The 20367-nt window shown below is 63.3% G+C and carries 19 protein-coding genes; 3 read left to right on the top strand and 16 right to left on the bottom strand.

The window, feature by feature from the left end; genetic code table 11:
- Positions 1-52: 52 nt before the first annotated feature.
- Positions 53-436 carry a phage holin family protein gene (locus MF6396_RS08150; RefSeq protein WP_078480061.1) on the bottom strand — a complete coding sequence of 128 codons (384 nt, stop codon included), beginning with the start codon at positions 434-436 and terminating at the stop codon, positions 53-55.
- A gap of 542 nt (positions 437-978) precedes the next feature.
- On the bottom strand, positions 979-1713 hold the full coding sequence (locus MF6396_RS08155; protein ID WP_078480062.1) for a LexA family transcriptional regulator: 735 nt from the start codon (positions 1711-1713) through the stop codon (positions 979-981).
- Positions 1714-1882: 169 nt separating this feature from the next.
- Between MF6396_RS08155 and mutS the strand changes: the two genes are divergently transcribed.
- Together mutS and fdxA are read left to right on the top strand one after the other, a co-directional pair.
- On the top strand, positions 1883-4450 hold the full coding sequence (gene mutS, locus MF6396_RS08160) for a DNA mismatch repair protein MutS (RefSeq protein WP_078480063.1): 2568 nt from the start codon (positions 1883-1885) through the stop codon (positions 4448-4450).
- A 139-nt stretch (positions 4451-4589) separates the two neighbouring features.
- Positions 4590-4913, top strand: coding sequence for a ferredoxin FdxA (gene fdxA / locus MF6396_RS08165; RefSeq protein ID WP_043863281.1), 324 nt, complete (start codon positions 4590-4592; stop codon positions 4911-4913).
- A 535-nt stretch (positions 4914-5448) separates the two neighbouring features.
- On the opposite strand, the gene rpoS is transcribed toward fdxA, so the two are convergent.
- From rpoS to MF6396_RS08205, 8 genes are all read right to left on the bottom strand, one after another.
- Complete coding sequence (gene rpoS, locus MF6396_RS08170) at positions 5449-6456, bottom strand: RNA polymerase sigma factor RpoS (protein ID WP_054914992.1); 1008 nt, start codon at positions 6454-6456, stop codon at positions 5449-5451.
- 108 nt (positions 6457-6564) lie between these two features.
- Positions 6565-7425: a peptidoglycan DD-metalloendopeptidase family protein gene (locus MF6396_RS08175; RefSeq protein WP_043863279.1), complete on the bottom strand. Its 861-nt coding sequence runs from the start codon at positions 7423-7425 to the stop codon at positions 6565-6567.
- 174 nt (positions 7426-7599) lie between these two features.
- Positions 7600-8277 carry a protein-L-isoaspartate(D-aspartate) O-methyltransferase gene (locus tag MF6396_RS08180; protein ID WP_162484879.1) on the bottom strand — a complete coding sequence of 226 codons (678 nt, stop codon included), beginning with the start codon at positions 8275-8277 and terminating at the stop codon, positions 7600-7602.
- Positions 8277-9026: a 5'/3'-nucleotidase SurE gene (gene surE / locus MF6396_RS08185; protein WP_043863278.1), complete on the bottom strand. Its 750-nt coding sequence runs from the start codon at positions 9024-9026 to the stop codon at positions 8277-8279. The genes MF6396_RS08180 and surE overlap by 1 nt, the downstream gene beginning before the upstream one ends.
- A complete protein-coding gene (truD, locus tag MF6396_RS08190) occupies positions 9014-10072 on the bottom strand; it encodes a tRNA pseudouridine(13) synthase TruD (RefSeq protein WP_043863277.1) in 1059 nt (352 codons plus the stop codon). Before truD ends, surE begins: the two co-directional genes overlap by 13 nt.
- Positions 10069-10542, bottom strand: coding sequence for a 2-C-methyl-D-erythritol 2,4-cyclodiphosphate synthase (gene ispF, locus MF6396_RS08195; RefSeq protein ID WP_043863276.1), 474 nt, complete (start codon positions 10540-10542; stop codon positions 10069-10071). The genes truD and ispF overlap by 4 nt, the downstream gene beginning before the upstream one ends.
- Positions 10543-10618: 76 nt before the next feature.
- Entirely contained in the window at positions 10619-11467 is an 849-nt protein-coding gene (gene fghA, locus MF6396_RS08200) for an S-formylglutathione hydrolase (protein WP_043863275.1), read from the bottom strand.
- 8 nt (positions 11468-11475) lie between these two features.
- Positions 11476-12588 carry an S-(hydroxymethyl)glutathione dehydrogenase/class III alcohol dehydrogenase gene (locus MF6396_RS08205; RefSeq protein WP_078480064.1) on the bottom strand — a complete coding sequence of 371 codons (1113 nt, stop codon included), beginning with the start codon at positions 12586-12588 and terminating at the stop codon, positions 11476-11478.
- A gap of 109 nt (positions 12589-12697) precedes the next feature.
- Here MF6396_RS08205 and MF6396_RS08210 point away from each other — a divergent pair, with 109 nt between their 5' ends.
- The gene (locus MF6396_RS08210; protein ID WP_177346320.1) at positions 12698-13591 is read left to right on the top strand and encodes a LysR substrate-binding domain-containing protein; all 894 of its coding nucleotides are present in this window, start codon (positions 12698-12700) and stop codon (positions 13589-13591) included.
- 95 nt (positions 13592-13686) lie between these two features.
- On the opposite strand, the gene ispD is transcribed toward MF6396_RS08210, so the two are convergent.
- The 6 genes from ispD to tilS form a co-directional block, all read right to left on the bottom strand.
- Complete coding sequence (gene ispD / locus MF6396_RS08215) at positions 13687-14397, bottom strand: 2-C-methyl-D-erythritol 4-phosphate cytidylyltransferase (protein ID WP_078480066.1); 711 nt, start codon at positions 14395-14397, stop codon at positions 13687-13689.
- On the bottom strand, positions 14394-14672 hold the full coding sequence (gene ftsB / locus MF6396_RS08220; protein WP_043863271.1) for a cell division protein FtsB: 279 nt from the start codon (positions 14670-14672) through the stop codon (positions 14394-14396). Before ftsB ends, ispD begins: the two co-directional genes overlap by 4 nt.
- A gap of 160 nt (positions 14673-14832) precedes the next feature.
- Positions 14833-16122, bottom strand: coding sequence for a phosphopyruvate hydratase (eno, locus tag MF6396_RS08225; RefSeq protein WP_043863270.1), 1290 nt, complete (start codon positions 16120-16122; stop codon positions 14833-14835).
- Between the two features lie 155 nt (positions 16123-16277).
- Entirely contained in the window at positions 16278-17123 is an 846-nt protein-coding gene (gene kdsA, locus MF6396_RS08230) for a 3-deoxy-8-phosphooctulonate synthase (RefSeq protein WP_043863269.1), read from the bottom strand.
- A gap of 3 nt (positions 17124-17126) precedes the next feature.
- Positions 17127-18755: a CTP synthase gene (locus tag MF6396_RS08235; protein WP_043863268.1), complete on the bottom strand. Its 1629-nt coding sequence runs from the start codon at positions 18753-18755 to the stop codon at positions 17127-17129.
- Between the two features lie 271 nt (positions 18756-19026).
- Entirely contained in the window at positions 19027-20310 is a 1284-nt protein-coding gene (tilS, locus tag MF6396_RS08240) for a tRNA lysidine(34) synthetase TilS (RefSeq protein ID WP_078480067.1), read from the bottom strand.
- Positions 20311-20367: the final 57 nt, after the last annotated feature.

A 20367-nucleotide genomic window follows, 5' to 3' on the forward strand; every position in this document is an offset into this window, starting at 1 on the left:
TCTCCGGACATGAAAAAGCCGCTGCAAGCGGCTTTCGATAGTGTTGCGATGATCATTGCTCCTGGTCGCGCTCACGCAGGTCGCGCTGCAGTGGCGCATCCGATGCCAGGGGCGGCACGCCCTGTGCCACACCCAGCCGCTTCGCAGCCCAGCGCTCGTAAAGCCCGATGGCCACGTCGGCGCCCGCCATGGCGGTCAGGCAACCAAAGGCCGCGGCGCTCCAGATCGACAGCCCGCTGGCATACAGCAGCATCACGGTCGATACGCCGCAGACCATGCAGGCCCCGGAGCGCAGCAGCAGTCGCCTGAACAGGCCCCAGCCGCGGTCGCCCTCCTTGTCTGCGCGCCACATCTCGCCAGACAGACCGCCCAGCAATGCCAGGACGATCACCAGCCAGATCGGCATTTCCAGCAACGTCTGTTGCTCGTTTGTCATGCTCGTGCTCCCTTGTTGAACAGCCGATCACTCGGCATTCCAAAAAGCCCGGTCGCCCAGGCTTTTCAGTAATGCGTTGTCGGACCGCCGGCCACTGCTGGTGCGCCGTGCGATCCCGCCTCAAATTGTTCCTCCGACCGCGGCCGCCTGCCCGCCGGATAACTGCTTACGGTGCTTTACGCTGCACACCCGGGTCAGTTGCCAACCCTCTGAACAGTTCAGGCCTGTTCATCGCTGCCTTTGCCACTGCCGGTGTCTGACCGGCTTGAGACAAAGGTTATGCATCAATGCATATGCAGTCAATGCATTTTTGGAAATATTTATGCACGCGGTTTTGCGCTAACGCATGAAAGCCTTGCCCTACTTGCGCTGGAGTGCTGTCTTGAGGGGTAGATCTTTTGCAGGAACCGGCCTTGCCGGCGAAGGATTCAGTGGGATTGCCGCAAATATTTGGTGCGATCATTCGCCGGCAAGGCCGTCCCCTGCAGTCATTTGCAGGCACAAAAAAACCCGCCGAGGCGGGTTTGATGCAGCGACAGAACCTAGCGGGCGTACATGCCCCACCAGAACACATGCCCGAGGATGCTGATCTGCTCCTCCTGCATCTGCTGGAAGGTGTAGTCCTCATCCGGGTGCTCGTCGCGGTTGAAGCTGCGCAGGCGGATACCCGTGGGCAGGCGATACAGCTGTTTCACGCGCAACTGGCCATTGTGGTTGATGGCGTACAGGTCGCCGTCGACAATGTCGCCGATGCCGCTCTTGCCCGCATTCACCCCCACCGTGGCGCCATCACGCAGCACCGGCAGCATGCTGTTGCCGCGCACCGTCACGCACTTGGCCTGGTCGAACTGCACGCCGTTGTGACGCAGGCTGCGCTTGCCGAAGCGCAGGCTGGCCTTCTCGCTTTCCTCGATGACGAATCGTCCTGATCCTGCTGCCAACTCGACCTCACGAAGAAACGGAATGGATACCTCGTCGTCCTCGACGGGGGTGTCGTCATCCCACAGGCTGATGTCCTGCAGCTGCACGTCGGCGCGCGGCGCGTTCGCCGGGCGGGTATCGCCCAGGTCGGCACGGCCGCGCAACTGATCGGTGCTCACGCCGAAGTACTCGGCGATCTTCGACACATGCTTGTCGGAAGGATCGACGATCTTCTCGCTGAGAATCCGCGACAGGGTGGATTGGGGCACGCCGGTGCGACGGTGAAGCTCCGTGGGGGAGATCCCGTGGCGGTCGAGCAATGCTCTCAAGACGGTAGCTACGTTGCGTTTTTGCATAACGTGCATAGTACTCATCTCGTGCGCAAATGCAAATTCAAATATGCATTAACACAATGCCAGGGGCAAAAGGTCGCTGCGCAGCGTTAGGCCCGGCAACGGGGAAAAAATCCCTGTACCATTGCCCGCTGCCTTTGGTCTAAACGACACTGCGAGCCAAGTTTCTGTAATGAGCGATCTTTCCGCACACACCCCGATGATGCAGCAGTACTGGAAGCTGAAGAACCAGCACCCGGACCAGCTGATGTTCTACCGCATGGGCGATTTCTACGAGATCTTCTACGAAGACGCGAAGAAGGCCGCCAAACTGCTGGATATCACCCTGACCGCCCGCGGGCAGTCAGCGGGCCAGTCGATCCCCATGTGCGGTATCCCCTACCACGCCGCCGAAGGCTACCTGGCCAAGCTGGTGAAGCTGGGCGAATCGGTGGTGATCTGCGAGCAGATCGGCGACCCGGCCACCAGCAAGGGCCCGGTGGAACGCCAGGTGGTGCGCATCATCACCCCAGGCACGGTCAGCGACGAAGCCCTGCTCGACGAGCGCCGCGACAACCTGATCGCCGCCGTACTGGGTGACGAACGCCTGTTCGGCCTGGCCGTGCTGGATATCACCAGCGGCAACTTCACCGTGCAGGAGTTCAAGGGCTGGGAAAACCTGCTGGCCGAGCTCGAGCGGGTCAACCCCGTGGAGCTGCTGATCCCCGACGACTGGCCCCAGGGCCTGCCCGCCGAGAAGCGCCGTGGCTCGCGCCGCCGCGCACCATGGGACTTCGACCGTGACTCGGCGCGCAAGAGCCTGTGCCAGCAGTTCGCAACCCAGGACCTCAAGGGCTTCGGCTGCGAGAAGCTGACCCTGGCCATCGGCGCCGCCGGCTGCCTGCTCGCCTACGCCAAGGAAACCCAGCGCACCGCCCTGCCGCACCTGCGCAGCCTCAAGCACGAGCGGCTGGACGACACCGTGGTGCTCGACGGCGCCAGCCGGCGCAACCTGGAGCTGGACGTCAACCTGGCCGGGGGCCGCGACAACACTCTGCAATCGGTGATCGACCGCTGTCAGACCGCCATGGGCAGCCGCCTGCTGACCCGCTGGCTGAACCGGCCGCTGCGTGACCTGAAGGTGCTGCAGGCCCGCCAGAGCTCGATTCGCTGCCTACTCGACGGCTACCGCTTCGAGAAGCTGCAACCGCAACTGAAGGACATCGGCGATATCGAGCGGATTCTCGCCCGTATCGGCCTGCGCAATGCTCGCCCACGGGACCTGGCGCGCCTGCGCGACGCGCTTGGCGCGCTGCCTGAACTGCAGAACGCCATGGCCGAGCTGGAGGCACCGCATCTGGCGCGCCTGGCGGCCATCGCCGGTACCTACCCGGAACTGGCCGACCTGCTGCAGAAGGCGATCATCGACAACCCGCCTGCGGTGATCCGTGATGGCGGCGTGCTCAAGGTCGGCTATGACGCCGAGCTCGACGACCTGCTGTCGATGAGCGAGAACGCCGGGCAGTTCCTGATCGACCTCGAAGCCCGCGAAAAGGCCCGCACGGGCCTTGCCAACCTCAAGGTCGGCTACAACCGCGTGCATGGCTACTTCATCGAGCTGCCGAGCAAGCAGGCCGAACAGGCGCCGGCCGATTACATCCGCCGCCAGACCCTCAAGGGCGCCGAGCGCTTCATCACCCCCGAGCTCAAGACGTTCGAAGACAAGGCGCTGTCGGCCAAGAGCCGCGCCCTGGCGCGCGAGAAGATGCTCTACGATGCGTTGCTCGAAACCCTGATCGGCCACCTGGCCCCGCTGCAGGACACCGCCGCGGCGCTGGCCGAACTGGATGTGGTCAGCAACCTGGCCGAGCGTGCGCTGAACCTTGACCTCAACTGCCCGACATTCGTCGACGAACCGTGCATGCGCATCCGCCAGGGTCGCCACCCGGTGGTCGAGCAGGTGTTGACCACGCCGTTCGTGGCCAACGACCTGGGCCTGGACGACAACACGCGCATGCTGGTGATCACCGGCCCGAACATGGGTGGTAAGTCCACCTACATGCGCCAGACCGCACTGATCGTGCTGCTGGCGCATATCGGCAGCTTCGTGCCGGCCGCCAGCTGCGAGCTGTCGCTGGTGGACCGCATCTTCACCCGTATCGGTTCCAGCGACGACCTGGCCGGCGGGCGCTCTACCTTCATGGTGGAGATGAGCGAAACCGCCAACATCCTGCACAACGCCACCGAACGCAGCCTGGTGCTGATGGACGAAGTGGGCCGCGGCACCAGTACCTTCGACGGCCTCTCGCTGGCCTGGGCCGCCGCCGAGCGCCTGGCCCAGCTGCGCGCCTACACGCTGTTTGCCACGCACTACTTCGAACTGACCGTGCTGCCCGAAAGCGAGCCGCTGGTGGCCAACGTGCACCTGAACGCTACCGAGCACAACGAACGCATCGTGTTCCTGCACCATGTGCTGCCAGGGCCTGCCAGCCAGAGCTACGGCCTGGCAGTGGCACAACTGGCAGGCGTGCCGGCACCGGTGATCCAGCGAGCCCGCGAGCACCTGGGCCGCCTGGAAACCAACAGCCTGCCCCACGAAACCGCGCCAGCAAGCCCGGGAGCGCCCAGCACGCCGCACCAGAGCGACCTGTTCGCCAGCCTGCCGCATCCGGTGATCGAGAAGATCGGCAAGCTCGACGTGGACAACCTGACGCCACGCCAAGCTATCGAAATGCTCTATACACTAAAGACTCTGTTATAACGCCCCATCGCACAAACTGATAGAATCCCGCGCGGTTCGGCGGGGCAGCGAGTTAGTAGCCTGGCTCGCTGCCGACCTACCGAACCGAGCGGCCCTGTCTGGAAGGGAACGCTGCCGTCGCCTGAGGAGAAAATTAGAAATGACCTTCGTCGTCACCGACAACTGCATCAAGTGCAAGTACACCGACTGTGTAGAAGTCTGTCCGGTGGACTGCTTCTACGAAGGCCCGAACTTCCTGGTCATTCACCCGGATGAGTGCATCGACTGTGCACTGTGCGAGCCTGAGTGCCCCGCCGTTGCGATCTTCTCGGAAGATGAAGTGCCGGCCGGCATGGAAAACTTCATCGAGCTCAACGCCGAGCTGGCCGAAATCTGGCCGAACATCACCGAGAAGAAGGATTCGATGCCAGACGCTGCAGAGTGGGATGGCAAGCCGGGCAAGATTGCAGATCTGGAGCGTTGATCGACGCCGGATCAATGAAAAAGGCCCTTCGGGGCCTTTTTTATGTTCGCTGCAGGGCCACCCACTTTTTCGCAGGCAAAAAAAAGGGGCGGTATGACCCGCCCACATTTTTTTCCGTAGTCCCTGTATTCCCTATCATCATCCTGATGAATCGCATCCCGCGATGTCCTTGGCGCTCATCCTTGAGAACCTGTGTCAGTCCGTAGACACAGTTCAGATACTATCCCCTGCAGCCGGCAGAGCAACTGGTAAAAGCTCTCAAAAAAAGTCCGGAAGGTGACGCCACCTCACAATAAACTCTTTCAATATCAATTGGTTAGACAAAATACCACGTCAAAACCGACTGGAATTTACACCCGCTTGATATAAAGGCTTACGGATCTTGTAAGCGATAACCTACAAATCCAATAACAATACGCAACCGGGAAAGGTTGCCGCCGTGGTATCGGTGTTTCTGCGCGTGTCTGAGCGCTTGAGACAGCCACGAACAAAAACGCCTCGACTGGGTCGAGGCGCCTTTTCACAGCCGTCGCAGTTACTGGAACAGCGACTCGCTGGACAGACCGTTCTTCTCCAGGATCTCCCGCAGCCGCTTGAGGCCCTCCACCTGGATCTGACGTACCCGCTCCCGCGTAAGACCAATCTCCAGGCCGACATCCTCCAGGGTGCTGCTCTCATGCCCGCGCAGGCCAAAGCGGCGAATCACCACCTCACGCTGCTTGTCGGTCAGTTCGCTCAGCCACAGGTCGATGCTCTGGGACAGGTCGTCGTCCTGCAACAGCTCGCAAGGGTCGGTGGGACGATCGTCGGTGAGGGTATCGAGCAGGGTCTTGTCCGAGTCCGGGCCCAGTGAAACGTCCACCGAAGACACGCGCTCGTTCAGGCCGAGCATGCGCTTGACCTCGCCTACGGGTTTTTCCAGCAGGTTGGCGATCTCTTCCGGTGACGGCTCGTGATCGAGTTTCTGGGTCAGCTCGCGTGCTGCACGCAGGTAGACGTTCAGTTCCTTGACCACATGGATCGGCAGGCGAATGGTGCGCGTCTGGTTCATGATGGCGCGTTCGATGGTCTGCCGGATCCACCAGGTGGCGTAGGTCGAGAAACGGAACCCACGCTCGGGGTCGAACTTCTCGACTGCGCGAATCAGGCCCAGGTTGCCCTCTTCGATCAGGTCGAGCAGCGATAGACCGCGGTTGACGTAGCGGCGCGCAATCTTCACCACCAGGCGCAGGTTGCTTTCGATCATGCGTTTGCGCCCGGCAGGGTCGCCACTTTGCGACAAACGCGCAAAATGAACTTCTTCTTCCGGGGAAAGCAGGGGCGAAAAGCCGATTTCGTTGAGGTAGAGCTGAGTTGCATCAAGTGCTCGAGTGTAATCGATGTACTTGTGCTGTTTGAGCGGTGAGCCTTGTTTGGCCCGGGTCCGAACCGGAGATACAGCAGGTTCGTCTGACACCACATCCGTTTCCAAAACGATGCCGGTTTCCATAAGGAGCACCTCATCGTCGATGTCAAACTCCGGCACTTCTTTACTGAGAGCCATTGTTATAGTCCTTTGCTGAGTTCGAACTCAGACTCAAGCGGCGCCTTTATCCTTGGCAACGCTGAGCCTGTCCCCACTACGCGAAGGAACAGGCCGGGTACATGCTTATCAACGACGTGGCAGGAATTGCAACGGATCTACAGGTTTGCCCTGGCGGCGAATCTCGAAGTGAAGCTTCACCCGGTCGGTGCCCGTGGACCCCATTTCGGCAATTGTCTGCCCAACCTTGACCTGCTGTCCCTCCCGAACCAACAGCCTGCGGTTGTGACCGTAGGCACTGACGTAGGTATCGCTGTGCTTGATGATTACCAGTTCACCGTAGCCCCGCAAGCCACTTCCGGCGTACACAACGGAACCATCCGACGCAGCAAAAACAGGCTGTCCCAAATCACCGGCGATATCAATGCCTTTATTCAAACTACCGTTTGAAGCGAATTTTCCAATCAGCACACCGTTGGCCGGCCATGCCCAGCCACCGGCCGAACGCTCCGAAGCCGGCACCTGGACGGGGGTGGTGGCGACGACGGGCGGCGCGCTGGTACCGCCTGGAGACGTGGTTTTTGCCGGTGCCGGGGTACCTGCCGGACGACGGGTGACCGTGGTCTTGCTGGAGGGCGAGGTGGAGGTGACGACCCGCGAGCCGCTGCTGGTAGCCGTGCCGGAGCCGAAGCGGATCGCCTGGCCGGGCCGGATGGTATAGGGCGCCGGGATACCGTTGCGCGCAGCGAGCTCCTTGTAGTCCCAGCCGTAGCGAAAGGCAATCGAGAACAGCGTATCGCCCGGGCGAACCACGTACTGCCCCGTAGTGACCACCGGGCGCTTGGGCGCGGCGCTGTTGCGGTCGACCACCCGCACGCTGCTCGAAGATGAACTGGAACACCCTGAAACCAGGGTTCCCAAGGCGAGTGCAATCACCAGAAGCTTTAAGCTCGATAGACCCATGCGCTGCCGAATGACTGTGTGACTCACCCGCCGCTCCCTTATGTGGTGACCGATGTAGGAATGCAATATTGTTGCAATTATAACCGAGCGCACAGGCAATGCAGATCAACTGCTTGCCAGGTTGTGCGATCGTTCAAGAAACCGCACGCCCCATAGACCCGGCAATGCACCGGGAATTCGACGCCCGCGAAAAAAATCGACTCAGCTCAATGTTCCATTGAGCAACGGCACGAAGCGTACGTCACACAGTTTGCGCCGCGAGAAGCCCTGTTCTTCGCGCACGATCAACAGCAATTGCTGTGTCTCGCCACTGGCGCCCACCGGTATCACCATGCGCCCGCCCGGTGCCAGCTGGTCGAGCAAGGCCTGGGGCACTTCGGGTGCGCCGGCGGTGACGATGATGCCATTGTAGGGGGCCAGTGCCGGCCATCCCTCGAAACCGTCGCCCCAGCGGAACACCTGGTTGCGCAGGTTCAACTCGACCAGCCGTTCCTTGGCGCGGTCCTGCAGGGGCTTGATGCGCTCTACCGAGAACACCCGCTCCACCAGCCTGGATAGCACTGCTGTCTGGTAGCCAGACCCGGTGCCGATCTCCAGCACCTTGTCCAGCGGACCGTCCTCCAGCAGCACCTCGCTCATGTACGCGACCATGAACGGCTGCGAGATGGTCTGGTTGTTGCCGATGGGCAGGGCGGTATCTTCATACGCACGGTGCGACAGCGCCTCGTCGACGAACATGTGCCGCGGGATGTTGCGCAAGGCCTCGAGCACCCGCTGGTCCTTGATGCCTTCCTCGATCAAACGCTGGATCAGCCGTTCACGGGTTCGCTGCGAAGTAAAACCGATACCATGGCGCATCAGATCCTCCGGCTCTCGCATCAGAGCAGCCCCTCCAGCCAACCCTCGAGACGGTCGAAGGCATCGTTGAAGGTGCGGTCAAGCTGTAGCGGGGTGATCGAGACATAGCCCTGCATCACCGCGTGAAAATCGGTACCCGGGCCGCCATCCTCGGCGTCGCCGGCCACCGCGATCCAGTAGCCTTCCTTGCCGCGCGGGTTGACCACCTTGGTCGGCGCCGCCGCACGTGCACGATGCCCCAGGCGTGTCAGCTGGATGCCACGGATGTGCTCCAGCGGCAGGTTGGGAATGTTCACATTGAGTACGGTGCGCGGTGGCAGCTCAAGGCTTGCATGCGCCTCGACCAGCTTGCGCGCGAAATAGGCGGCAGTGGGCAGGTTGTCCGGCAGGCGCGAGAGCAGCGAGAAGGCAAACGAGGTGCCCCCCAGGAATCGACCTTCCAGCGCCGCGGCGACCGTGCCCGAGTACAGCACGTCATCGCCCAGGTTGGCGCCCAGGTTGATACCCGAGACGACCATGTCCGGCGGATGCTCCAGCAGCCCGTTCAGGCCCAGGTGCACGCAATCGGTCGGTGTGCCGTTGAGGCTGATGTAGCCGTTGGCCAGGGTCTGCGGATGCAGCGGGCGGTCGAGCGTCAGCGAACTGCTGGCGCCGCTCTTGTCCTGGTCCGGGGCAATCACCACGCACTCGGCATAATCCGCCAGCGCAGCATGCAGCGCGGCGAGACCGGGTGCGGTGACCCCGTCGTCGTTCGAAATCAGAATACGCATGGGCTGTCCGTCTGCCCTGCCGGCACCAGATCGACGAGTTCGCGCACCACCACGGTGGCGAAGCATCCGGCCGGAAGGACGAATTCCAGTTGCAGGATATCAGGCTCGGGATAATGCCACGTCAAGCCGCCAATGGGCAGCCGCAGAATGCGACGTTCCTGTTTGAGGTTGGCATTGCCCAGCCATTGGCACAGGGCTGCCTCCTGTTCGGCCACGCGTTGCTCGATCGCACCGCCTGCCCCACTGGTGGCCGGCAGGCCCTCGCCCCACAGCGGCCCGGTAGGGTGCAGGTCGAGTATTGCCAGGCGCGGATCGCTGCACTCGGCCTCGCCCGCCGCGAAAAAGCTGCGGCTGTCGGTGAACGCCAGCAGGTCGCCGACCTGAGCCTGTTGCCAGCTGCCATCGGCAACCCGCTCGGCCAGCACCCGGTTGAACAGGTAGCTGCGTGCGCTGGACAGCAGCCGCGAGCGCACATTGCGCTGCTCGGGCAGGGCCTTGCGCTCGGCCCACTGGCGCGCATCGTGCACGTTGCCGCCCGCAAAGCCGAAGCGCTGGCTGCCGAAGTAGTTGGGCACGCCTTGTATGCGCAATTGCTCGAGGCGCGCGTCCAGGGCCTGGTGATCGGCGCTGAGCGCTGTGAGGCGCAGGGTGAAGCCGTTGGCCGAGTGCGCGCCACGCTGGAGTTTGCGCGAGTGGCGGGTGTGTCTGAGGATGCTCAGGGTTTCGTTTTCAGCCGCGCTCAGGTCAGGGTCGGCCTTGCCCGGCAGGTGCAGGCTGAACCATTGGCGAGTCAGCGCCTGACGGTCCTTGAGGCCGGCATAGCTCACGGTGCGCAGCGGTACGCCGGCGGCGCGGGCCAGGCGGCGGGCGGCCTCCTCGGTATTGAGGTCGCGTTTCTCGACCCACAGCCACAAGTGCTCGCCTTCACCCGACAGGGGAATGTCGAGCACTTCATCGACCTGGAAATCTTCGGCCGTGGCCTTGAGGATGGCGCTGCCCAGCGCCGGCCCGGCTGCCTGCGGGCCGAGCAGTTCGAGTTCGGTCATGCGCGCAGCAACAACGCGACGGCGTGAACGGCGATGCCTTCTTCACGGCCGGTGAAGCCGAGCTTCTCTTCGGTGGTGGCCTTGACGTTGACCTGGTCGAGCTCGACCTGCAGGTCCTGGGCGATCAGGGTACGCATGGTTTCGATGTGCGCGGCCATCCGGGGTGCCTGGGCCACGATGGTGGCGTCGACGTTGCCCACCTTCCAGCCCTTGGCATGGATGATCGACAGGATGTGGCGCAGCAGCACGCGGCTGTCGGCGCCCTTGAACTGCGGGTCGGTATCGGGGAAATGCTTGCCGATGTCACCCAGCGCGGCGGCGCCCAGCAGTGCATCGCTCAGCGCGTGCAGCAGCACATCGCCGTCGGAATGGGCCAGCAGGCCGAACTTGTGCGCAATGCGCACCCCACCCAAGGTGATGAAATCGCCTTCCGCGAAGCGGTGCACATCGTAGCCGTGGCCAATACGCATAAAAAAACGCCCTGATTGAGTCAGGGCGTGATTCTACCTGCTTTGCCGGGGGTTTGGCTTATTTGTAGGACTAGCCCTACGCCCGCCCCAATGCCGCCGCATGGTGGCGCAGGTGGTCATCGATGAAGCTGGCGATGAAGTAGTAGCTGTGGTCGTAGCCAGGCTGCAGGCGCAACGTCAGCGGGTAGCCAGCCGCCTGCGCGGCCTGGGCCAGCACTTCGGGCTTGAGCTGGGTTTGCAGGAAGTCGTCGCGATCGCCCTGGTCGACCAGCAGCGGCAGCGTTTCCTGCGCCTGCGCGATCAGCACGCTGGCATCCCATTCGCGCCAGCGCGAACGCTCCTCGCCCAGGTAGCGACTGAACGCCTTCTGGCCCCAGGGGCAGTCCATCGGGTTGCCGATGGGCGAGAACGCCGACACCGACACATAGCGCCCGGGGTTGCGCAAGGCGCACACCAGCGCGCCGTGCCCACCCATGGAGTGACCGCTGATGCTGCGCGCAGCGGAGGCCGGGAAATGCGCCTCCACCAGTGCCGGCAGCTCATCCACCACATAGTCGTGCATGCGGTAGTGCTCGGCCCACGGCTGTTCGGTGGCATTGAGGTAGAACCCCGCGCCCAGGCCGAAGTCCCAGGCGCCGTCCGGGTCGTCCGGTACCTGTGGCCCGCGCGGGCTGGTGTCCGGCGCCACGATGATCAGGCCGAGCTCGGCGGCAAGCTTGTGCGCGCCGGCCTTCTGCATGAAGTTCTCGTCGGTGCAGGTCAGCCCGCTCAGCCAGTACAGCACCGGCAGCTTGCCGCCCTGCTCCGCCTGCGGCGGCAGGTACACGGCAAACACCATGTCGCACCCCAGCACGCTGGAGCGGTGCCGGTAGCGCTTGTGCCAGCCGCCGAAGCTCTTCTGGCAGGAGATGTTTTCCAGGCTCATGGCAGACCTCAGAAGTGGATGACGCTGCGGATGCTCTTGCCTTCATGCATCAGGTCGAAGGCCTTGTTGATGTCTTCCAGGCCCATGGTGTGGGTAATGAAGGTGTCCAGCGGGATCTCGCCCTGCTCGGCCATGTCCACATAGCTTGGCAGCTCGGTGCGACCACGCACGCCACCGAATGCCGAGCCGCGCCAGACGCGGCCGGTGACCAGCTGGAACGGACGCGTTGCGATCTCCTGGCCGGCACCGGCGACGCCGATGATCACCGACTCGCCCCAGCCCTTGTGGCAGCACTCCAGGGCCGCACGCATCAGTTGCACGTTGCCGATGCACTCGAACGAGAAGTCCACGCCGCCATCGGTCAGGTCCACGATCACTTCCTGGATCGGGCGATCGTAGTCCTTGGGGTTGATGCAGTCGGTGGCACCCAGCTGGCGTGCGATCTCGAACTTGGCCGGGTTGATGTCGATGGCGATGATGCGGCTGGCCTTGGCCTTGACCGCACCGATCACGGCCGACAGGCCGATGCCGCCCAGGCCGAAGATGGCCACGGTGTCACCCGGCTTGACCTTGGCGGTATTGAGTACCGCACCGATGCCGGTGGTCACGCCGCAACCAAGCAGGCACACCTTCTCCAGCGGGGCCTCTTTCTGGATCTTGGCCACGGAAATTTCCGGCAGCACGGTGTATTCGGAAAAGGTCGAGGTACCCATGTAGTGGAACAGCGGCTGACCCTTGTAGGCAAAACGCGTGGTGCCGTCGGGCATCAGGCCCTTGCCCTGGGTCGCGCGGATGGCCTGGCACAGGTTGGTCTTGCCCGACGTGCAGAACTTGCACTGGCGACATTCCGGGGTGTAGAGCGGGATCACGTGATCGCCCACCGCCACCGAGGTCACGCCCTCACCGATGGCCTCGACGATGGCGCCGCCTTCATGGCCCAGGATGGACGGGAAGATGCCTTCCGGGTCGGCGCCCGACAGCGTGTAGGCGTCGGTGTGGCAGACGCCGCTGGCGACCACGCGCAACAGCACTTCGCCGGCCTTGGGCATGGCCACGTCGACTTCGACGATCTCCAGCGGTTTCTTGGCTTCGAAGGCAACGGCAGCACGGGACTTGATCATCAAGGTTCTCCACAAAGGTTTCAGTTCAGGCGTGAAGTGTAATTCATCGTCTTTTGATTAATAATCGAGCCAAACACAAAACATTATTGCCATGCAGGGATAATCGATGATCAGCCGCTGGGAAGGGATCGACGAATTCGTCGCGGTGGCCGAAACGGGCCAGTTCACTGCGGCAGCCGAGCGCCTGGGGGTATCGTCGTCGCACGTGAGCCGCGCGGTGGCGCGCCTGGAAGATCGCCTGCAGACGCGCCTTTTGTACCGCAGCACGCGCAAGGTGACCTTGAGCGAGGCCGGGCAGACCTTTCTTCAGCACTGCCAGCGCCTGCAGGATGGCCGCGAAGAGGCCCTGCGCGCCATAGGCGACCTGACCAGCGAGCCCAAGGGGCTGCTGCGCATGACCTGTGCGGTGGCCTATGGCGAGCGCTTCATCGTGCCGCTGGTCACCCGCTTCATGGCGCAGTACCCGCAGTTGCGGGTGGACATCGAGCTGACCAACCGCACCCTCGACCTGCTACACGAAGGCATGGACATGGCGATTCGTTTGGGCCGGTTGCAGGAGTCACGCCTGGTGGCGGCACGCCTGGCCCCACGGCGCATGTACCTGTGCGCCTCGCCAGCGTACCTGGAGCGCTATGGGCGGCCCCACAGCGTGTCGGAGCTGGCGCGGCACAACTGCCTGATCGGCAGCACGGATATCTGGGCCTTGCAGCAGGAGGGCCGGGAAATCAGTCAGCGGGTGCAGGGCAACTGGCGCTGCAACAGCGGGCAGGCGGTGCTGGATGCGGCGCTGCAGGGGATGGGCCTGTGCCAGTTGCCGGACTACTACGTGCTGGAGCATCTGGGCAGTGGCGCGCTGGTGTCGCTGCTTGAAGCGCATCAGCCGCCGAATACGGCGGTGTGGGCGTTGTACCCGCAACAGCGGCACCTGTCGCCGAAGGTGCGCAAGCTGGTGGATTATCTAAGGGAGAAGTTGGGACAGCTGCCTGAGTACCGCAGCGTGTAGAAAACGTCGCGGGCTCCCACAAATCATTCACCCGCCCTTGAACGTACTGCAGTCCCTTGTGCAAGGCTGGCTTGCCAGAGAATGGGCCACCGCGGTCAATTGCCGCGATTGGCCCAGCGCTGCCTCAGCCACTCCAGGTCTTCCGGTCGCGTCACCTTGATATTGTCGTTGCGCCCTTCGACCAGGCGCGGCGCCTGCCCCGACCATTCGATGGCCGACGCCTCGTCGGTGATCGCCACGTCCGCCACCAGGCTGTCTGCCAGCGCACGGTGCAATGCCCCCAGGCGGAACATCTGCGGGGTGTACGCCTGCCACACCGTGCTGCGGTCGATGGTGGCGCTTACCCGCCCGTTGGCATCGGCACGCTTGAGCGTGTCGCGCGCCGGCACCGCCAGCAGCCCGCCCACCGGGTCATTCGCCAGCTCGCCCAGCAGGCGGTCAAGGTCGGCACGCGCCAGGTTCGGCCGCGCCGCATCGTGCACCAGCACCCAGTCGTTGTCGGCCGCGCCCTGGGCATGCAGCAGCAGCAAGGCGTTGAGCACCGAATCGGCACGCTCGCGCCCACCTGCCGCACGCTGGATGCGCGTATCGCTGGCGCAGGCCAGGCCCGGCCAGTAAGGGTCGTCGGCAGCAATGCTGACCACCACGCCCTTGAGGCATGGATGGTCGAGAAAACAGTCGAGGCTATGCTCGAGAATCGTCCGCCCGCCCAGTTGCAGGTACTGCTTGGGACGGTCGGCCGCCATGCGGGCACCAACACCCGCGGCAGGAATCACTGCCCAGAAGGCAGGCAGGGACGCCGTCATTGGGCCAACTGGTAGAGGGTTTCACCCTCCTTGACCATACCCAGCTCATGACGAGCGCGTTCTTCGACGGTTTCCATACCTTTCTTCAACTCCAGCACTTCGGCATCAAGCACGCGATTACGCTCCAGCAGACGCTCGTTTTCAGCGTGCTGGTCGGCGATCTGCTGCTTGAGGTCGGCAACCTGGGCCAGGCTGCCGTTGCCCACCCACAGACGGTACTGCAGGCCACCCAGCAACAGGAGCAAGACGAGGAACAACCAATAGGGACTACGCATCAGGGTATCCACTGGAAAAAGGCCGCCCGTGCACAAGGGGCTGATGGCACGAAGCCTGACCGAAGCCAGGCTTTGTGGGGAAAGCACTTGCTGCACAGGGTTGCTGAAAGATTAGCTGCGTCTTTCAGCCTCACACTGCGGCCTTTTTACCATCTCTGGCTTAGCCGCGAAACTCGCCGCGACCACGGTACACAGCCTTGCTGCCCAGTTGCTCTTCGATACGCAGCAATTGGTTGTACTTGGAGACGCGGTCGGAGCGGCACAGCGAACCGGTCTTGATCTGGCCGGCAGCGGTACCCACGGCCAGGTCGGCAATGGTCGAATCTTCGGTTTCGCCCGAACGGTGCGAGATCACCGCGGTGTAACCGGCGGCCTTGGCCATCTGGATGGCTTCCAGGGTTTCGGTCAGGGTGCCGATCTGGTTGAACTTGATCAGGATCGAGTTGGCGATCTTCTTGTCGATGCCTTCCTTCAGGATCTTGGTGTTGGTCACGAACAGGTCGTCACCGACCAGTTGCACCTTGTCGCCGATCTTGTCGGTCAGGATCTTCCAGCCAGCCCAGTCGGACTCGTCCAGGCCGTCTTCGATCGAGATGATCGGGAAACGCTCGGTCAGGCCCTTGAGGTAGTCGGCAAAACCGGCTGCGTCGAACGACTTGCCTTCACCGGACAGGTTGTACTTGCCGTCCTCGTAGAACTCGCTGGCCGCACAGTCCAGCGCCAGGGTCACGTCGGTGCCCAGGGTGTAGCCGGCGTTGGCGATGGCTTCGGCGATGGCCGACAGCGCGTCTTCGTTGGAAGCCAGGTTAGGTGCGAAACCACCCTCGTCACCCACGGCGGTGTTCAGGCCACGGGCCTTCAGTACTGCCTTGAGGTGGTGGAAGATCTCGGTGCCCATGCGCAGCGCGTCGGAAAAGGTCTTGGCGCCGACCGGCTGCACCATGAACTCCTGGATGTCGACGTTGTTGTCGGCGTGCTCGCCGCCGTTGATGATGTTCATCATCGGGACCGGCATCGAGTACTGGCCAGGGGTGCCATTGAGGTTTGCGATGTGCGCGTACAGCGGCAGGTCCTGGTCCTGTGCAGCGGCCTTGGCGGCAGCCAGGGACACGGCGAGGATGGCGTTGGCGCCCAGGTTGCCTTTGTTTTCAGTACCGTCGAGCTTGATCATCGCCAGGTCGAGCGCTTTCTGCTCGACCGGGTCCTTGCCCAGCAGCAGGTCGCGGATCGGGCCGTTGATGTTGGCGACGGCCTTCAGTACGCCCTTGCCCATGTAACGGCTCTTGTCGCCATCACGCAGCTCCAGCGCTTCGCGCGAGCCAGTGGAAGCACCCGACGGCGCACAGGCGCTGCCGATGATGCCGTTGTCGAGCAGTACGTCCGCTTCGACGGTAGGGTTACCGCGCGAATCGAGAACTTCACGACCTTTGATGTCGACGATTTTTGCCATTGTTGTAAGCACTCCAGAATTGACGAAAACAACGCAGCTGAGAAAAAAACCGGGTCCGTCACAGGCGGTCGGCGCACGGGCAGGCCTGACGAGGACAAGCCCCTGACCCGGGGGTCAGGGGATGAACGGGCGGTACTTTACCGGAGAATCGAGGTTTACGCGGTTTCTACCGTCGGAAAACTCTTGACCAGTTCGTCCAGTTGCTTGAGCTGGGCCAGGAATGGCTCCAGTTTGTCCAGGCGCAGGGCGCACGGGCCGTCGCACTTGGCATTGTCAGGGTCCGGGTGGGCCTCGAGGAACAGGCCCGCCAGCCCCTGACTGAGGCCGGCCTTGGCCAGGTCGGTGACCTGGGCACGGCGGCCACCTGCGGAATCGGCGCGACCACCCGGCATCTGCAGGGCATGGGTCACGTCGAAGAACACCGGGTACTCGAACTGCTTCATGATGCCGAAGCCGAGCATGTCCACCACCAGGTTGTTGTAGCCGAAGCTCGAACCACGCTCGCAGAGGATCAGTTGGTCGTTGCCGGCCTCTTCGCACTTGCTCAGGATGTGCTTCATCTCCTGGGGTGCGAGGAACTGCGCCTTCTTGATGTTGATCACCGCGCCGGTTTTGGCCATCGCGACAACAAGGTCAGTCTGGCGCGACAGGAAGGCCGGCAGCTGGATGATGTCGCACACGTCGGCCACGGCCTGCGCCTGGTGCGGCTCGTGCACGTCGGTGATCACCGGCACGTTGAAGGTGCGCTTGATCTCTTCGAAGATCTTCATCCCCTCTTCCAGGCCAGGGCCGCGGTAGGAGTTGATCGACGAACGGTTGGCCTTGTCGAAGCTGGCCTTGAACACGTAGGGGATACCGAGCTTCTCGGTAACCCGCACGTACTCTTCGCAGACCTTCAGGGCCAGGTCACGGGATTCCAGCACGTTCATGCCGCCGAACAGGACGAACGGCTTGTCGTTGGCGATCTCGATGTTACCGACGCGAATGATCTTCTGGGTCATGGATCAGGCCTTGTTCTTTTGAGCCAATGCAGCTTTGACGAAGCCGCTGAACAGCGGGTGGCCGTCACGCGGGGTAGAGGTGAACTCCGGATGGAACTGGCAGGCCACGAACCACGGATGGTCCTTGGACTCGACCACTTCGACCAGTGCGCCGTCGCCGGAACGACCCGAGACCACCAGGCCCGCCTCGATCAGTTGCGGCAGCAGGTTGTTGTTGACCTCGTAGCGGTGACGGTGACGCTCGACGATCACGTCCTTGGCGTAGCAGTCGTGCACCTTGGAGCCGCTTTGCAGCTGGCACTCCTGGGCGCCCAGACGCATGGTACCGCCAAGGTCCGAGGCTTCGGTACGGGTCTCGACCGCGCCGGTGGCATCTTCCCACTCGGTGATCAGGCCCACCACCGGGTGACCGCTGGCGCGATCGAACTCGGTGGAGTTGGCGTCCTTCCAGCCCATCACGTTGCGGGCGAATTCGATGACCGCCACCTGCATGCCCAGGCAGATACCCAGGTAAGGCACCTTGTTCTCGCGAGCGTATTGAACGGCAGTGATCTTGCCTTCCACGCCGCGCAGGCCGAAACCGCCCGGTACCAGGATGGCATCCACGCCTTCGAGCAGGCCGGTGCCCTGGTTCTCGATGTCTTCGGAGTCGATGTAGCGCAGGTTGACCTTGGTGCGGTTGCTGATGCCGGCATGGCTCATCGCTTCGATCAGCGACTTGTAGGCATCGAGCAGCTCCATGTACTTGCCGACCATGGCGATGGTGACTTCGTGCTCGGGGTTGAGCTTGGCATCGACCACGGCGTCCCACTCGGACAGGTCGGCGCTGCCGCACTGCAGGCCGAAACGCTCGACGACGAAGTCGTCCAGGCCCTGGGAGTGCAGGATGCCCGGGATCTTGTAGATGGTGTCGGCGTCTTCCAGCGCGATCACCGCACGTTCTTCAACGTTGGTGAACTGCGCGATCTTGCGGCGCGACGAGCTGTCGATCGGGTGATCGGAACGGCACACCAGCACGTCCGGCTGCAGGCCGATGGAGCGCAGCTCCTTGACCGAGTGCTGGGTAGGCTTGGTCTTGGTCTCGCCGGCGGTGGCGATGTACGGCACCAGGGTCAGGTGCATCAGCATCGCGCGCTTGGCGCCCACTTCGAAGCGCAGCTGGCGGATGGCCTCGAGGAACGGTTGCGACTCGATGTCACCCACGGTACCGCCGATCTCGACCATGGCCACGTCGGCATCGCCGGCGCCCTTGATGATGCGGCGCTTGATTTCGTCGGTGATGTGCGGGATCACCTGGATGGTGGCACCCAGGTAGTCACCACGGCGCTCCTTGCGCAGCACGTGCTCGTACACGCGGCCGGTGGTGAAGTTGTTGTTCTGGGTCATGGTCGTGCGGATGAACCGCTCGTAGTGGCCCAGGTCCAGGTCGGTCTCGGCGCCGTCGTGGGTGACGAACACTTCACCGTGCTGGAACGGGCTCATGGTGCCCGGGTCGACGTTGATGTACGGGTCCAGCTTGAGCATGGTGACCTTGAGCCCCCGCGCCTCCAGGATGGCCGCCAATGAAGCCGAGGCAATGCCTTTCCCCAATGAAGAAACAACACCGCCCGTGACGAATATGTAGCGCGTCATGAAAAACCCTAGAAGTCTGCGTTAAAGCGGTCAGTGCCGCCGGGGAAAGCGAAGGAAGGCCGAAGCCCCCGATCACCTGCGTCAATCACAGTGCATCTTAAAAAACTGCCGCGCCTGGTCAGACCGGGGGTTGAAAACCCGGTAAGGAGCTCGCTAAACATTTTTAGAATCGCCCAGCAAAAAACTGCTTGGTAATCGGCAACTGCCGTGATTCAGATGAAGTCACAGAAGTTGTATCAAGAAGGGAGCGTAGTCTACCGGAATGTCCCTTTCATCTCAAACCTTGCGCGCTTGTCGGTACGCACCAGTGCAGTTGCCCGTCGGCAAGCCCCAGCCCCGGCAGGTTGGCCACCGCCAGCAACTGCCCGTCGCGGTACAGCAGCGGCACGCGCTGGCGGGCGAACAAGGGTAGCTGGCGCTCGTTGAGCAACCGCTTGAGGTCGCGATGGCCTCTGCCCTCGACCGCCATCCTCTCGCCGCCCTGCCGATAGCGCACCTGCAGCGGGCCCTGCGGCAACCTGCCGCTGAGTGTCAACTGGCCATTACCGGGCAGTGCAAGCGGCTGGCGCGGGTCGAGCCAAGGCCCCGGCTGCGCCGGCGGCGTGAGCCAGTGCGCATCCAGCCAGTAGATACGCAGGCCACTGCGGTGCAGCTCGCCATCGGCCAGGCGCCATACAGGACGCCCTTCGCCGCCGGCATCGCGCACGTCTTCCCAACCCGACCAGTGGCGGGTGTCCGGCAGGCGCGTGCGCGCCGCCAGCCAGAACTGCAGGGCGTTGCGCTGGCGTGCCGGGGACAGTTGGCGCAGCACCTCCAGATCCAGCGACGGGCAGCCCAACCAGGCGAAGGCATCGGGGGTCGAGGCTTGTGCGAGGTCCTGCTGCGCCACTTCATCGAGCAGGCCCTGCGCCTCGGCCAGGTGCGCGGCGCTGCGCGCCAGGCTACGCGCCGCCTGGGGCCAGCGTCGGGTCAGCGCCGGCAGCACCTGGTGGCGCAGGTAGTTGCGCGAGAACTGGGTGTCATCGTTGCTGGGGTCTTCTATCCAGTGCAGGCCATGCGCGGTGGCGTAGGCCAGCAGTTCATCACGCGGGGTATCCAGCAAGGGTCGCAGCAGGCTGCCCTGCCCCAGCGCCCGCTGCGCCGGCATCCCCGACAGGCCACGCAGGCCGGCCCCGCGCAACAGCCGAAACAGCAGCGTCTCGGCCTGGTCGTCGCGGTGCTGGCCGGTCAGCAGCAGTTCGCCCGGGCGCAGGGCCTGGGCGAAGGCTGCATAGCGCGCGTCCCGGGCGCCCTGCTCCAGGCTGGCGCCTGGGGCGACGTGCACATGGATGATGTCCAGCGGTACGCCCAGGCTGTCGCACAGGCGCTGGCAGTGGGCCGGCCACGCATCGGCAGCGGCTTGCAGACCGTGGTGGACATGGAGGGCACGAAGGGGCGCAGCCGGCTGTTGGGCCAGCAGGTGCAGCAGGACGGTGGAGTCGAGGCCGCCAGAGAGGGCGATGCACCAGCCGGTAGCTTGGTGCCAGGGGGACAGGGTGTTGCGCAGGTCGATCATCGGTGGCCCTTCGCCGGCAAAGCCGGCTCCTACAGAAGCGAAAGGGCCACCGATGAG

This window comes from Pseudomonas sp. MF6396 (assembly GCF_002018915.1).
GTDB classification, from domain to species: Bacteria; Pseudomonadota; Gammaproteobacteria; order Pseudomonadales; family Pseudomonadaceae; genus Aquipseudomonas; species Aquipseudomonas palmensis.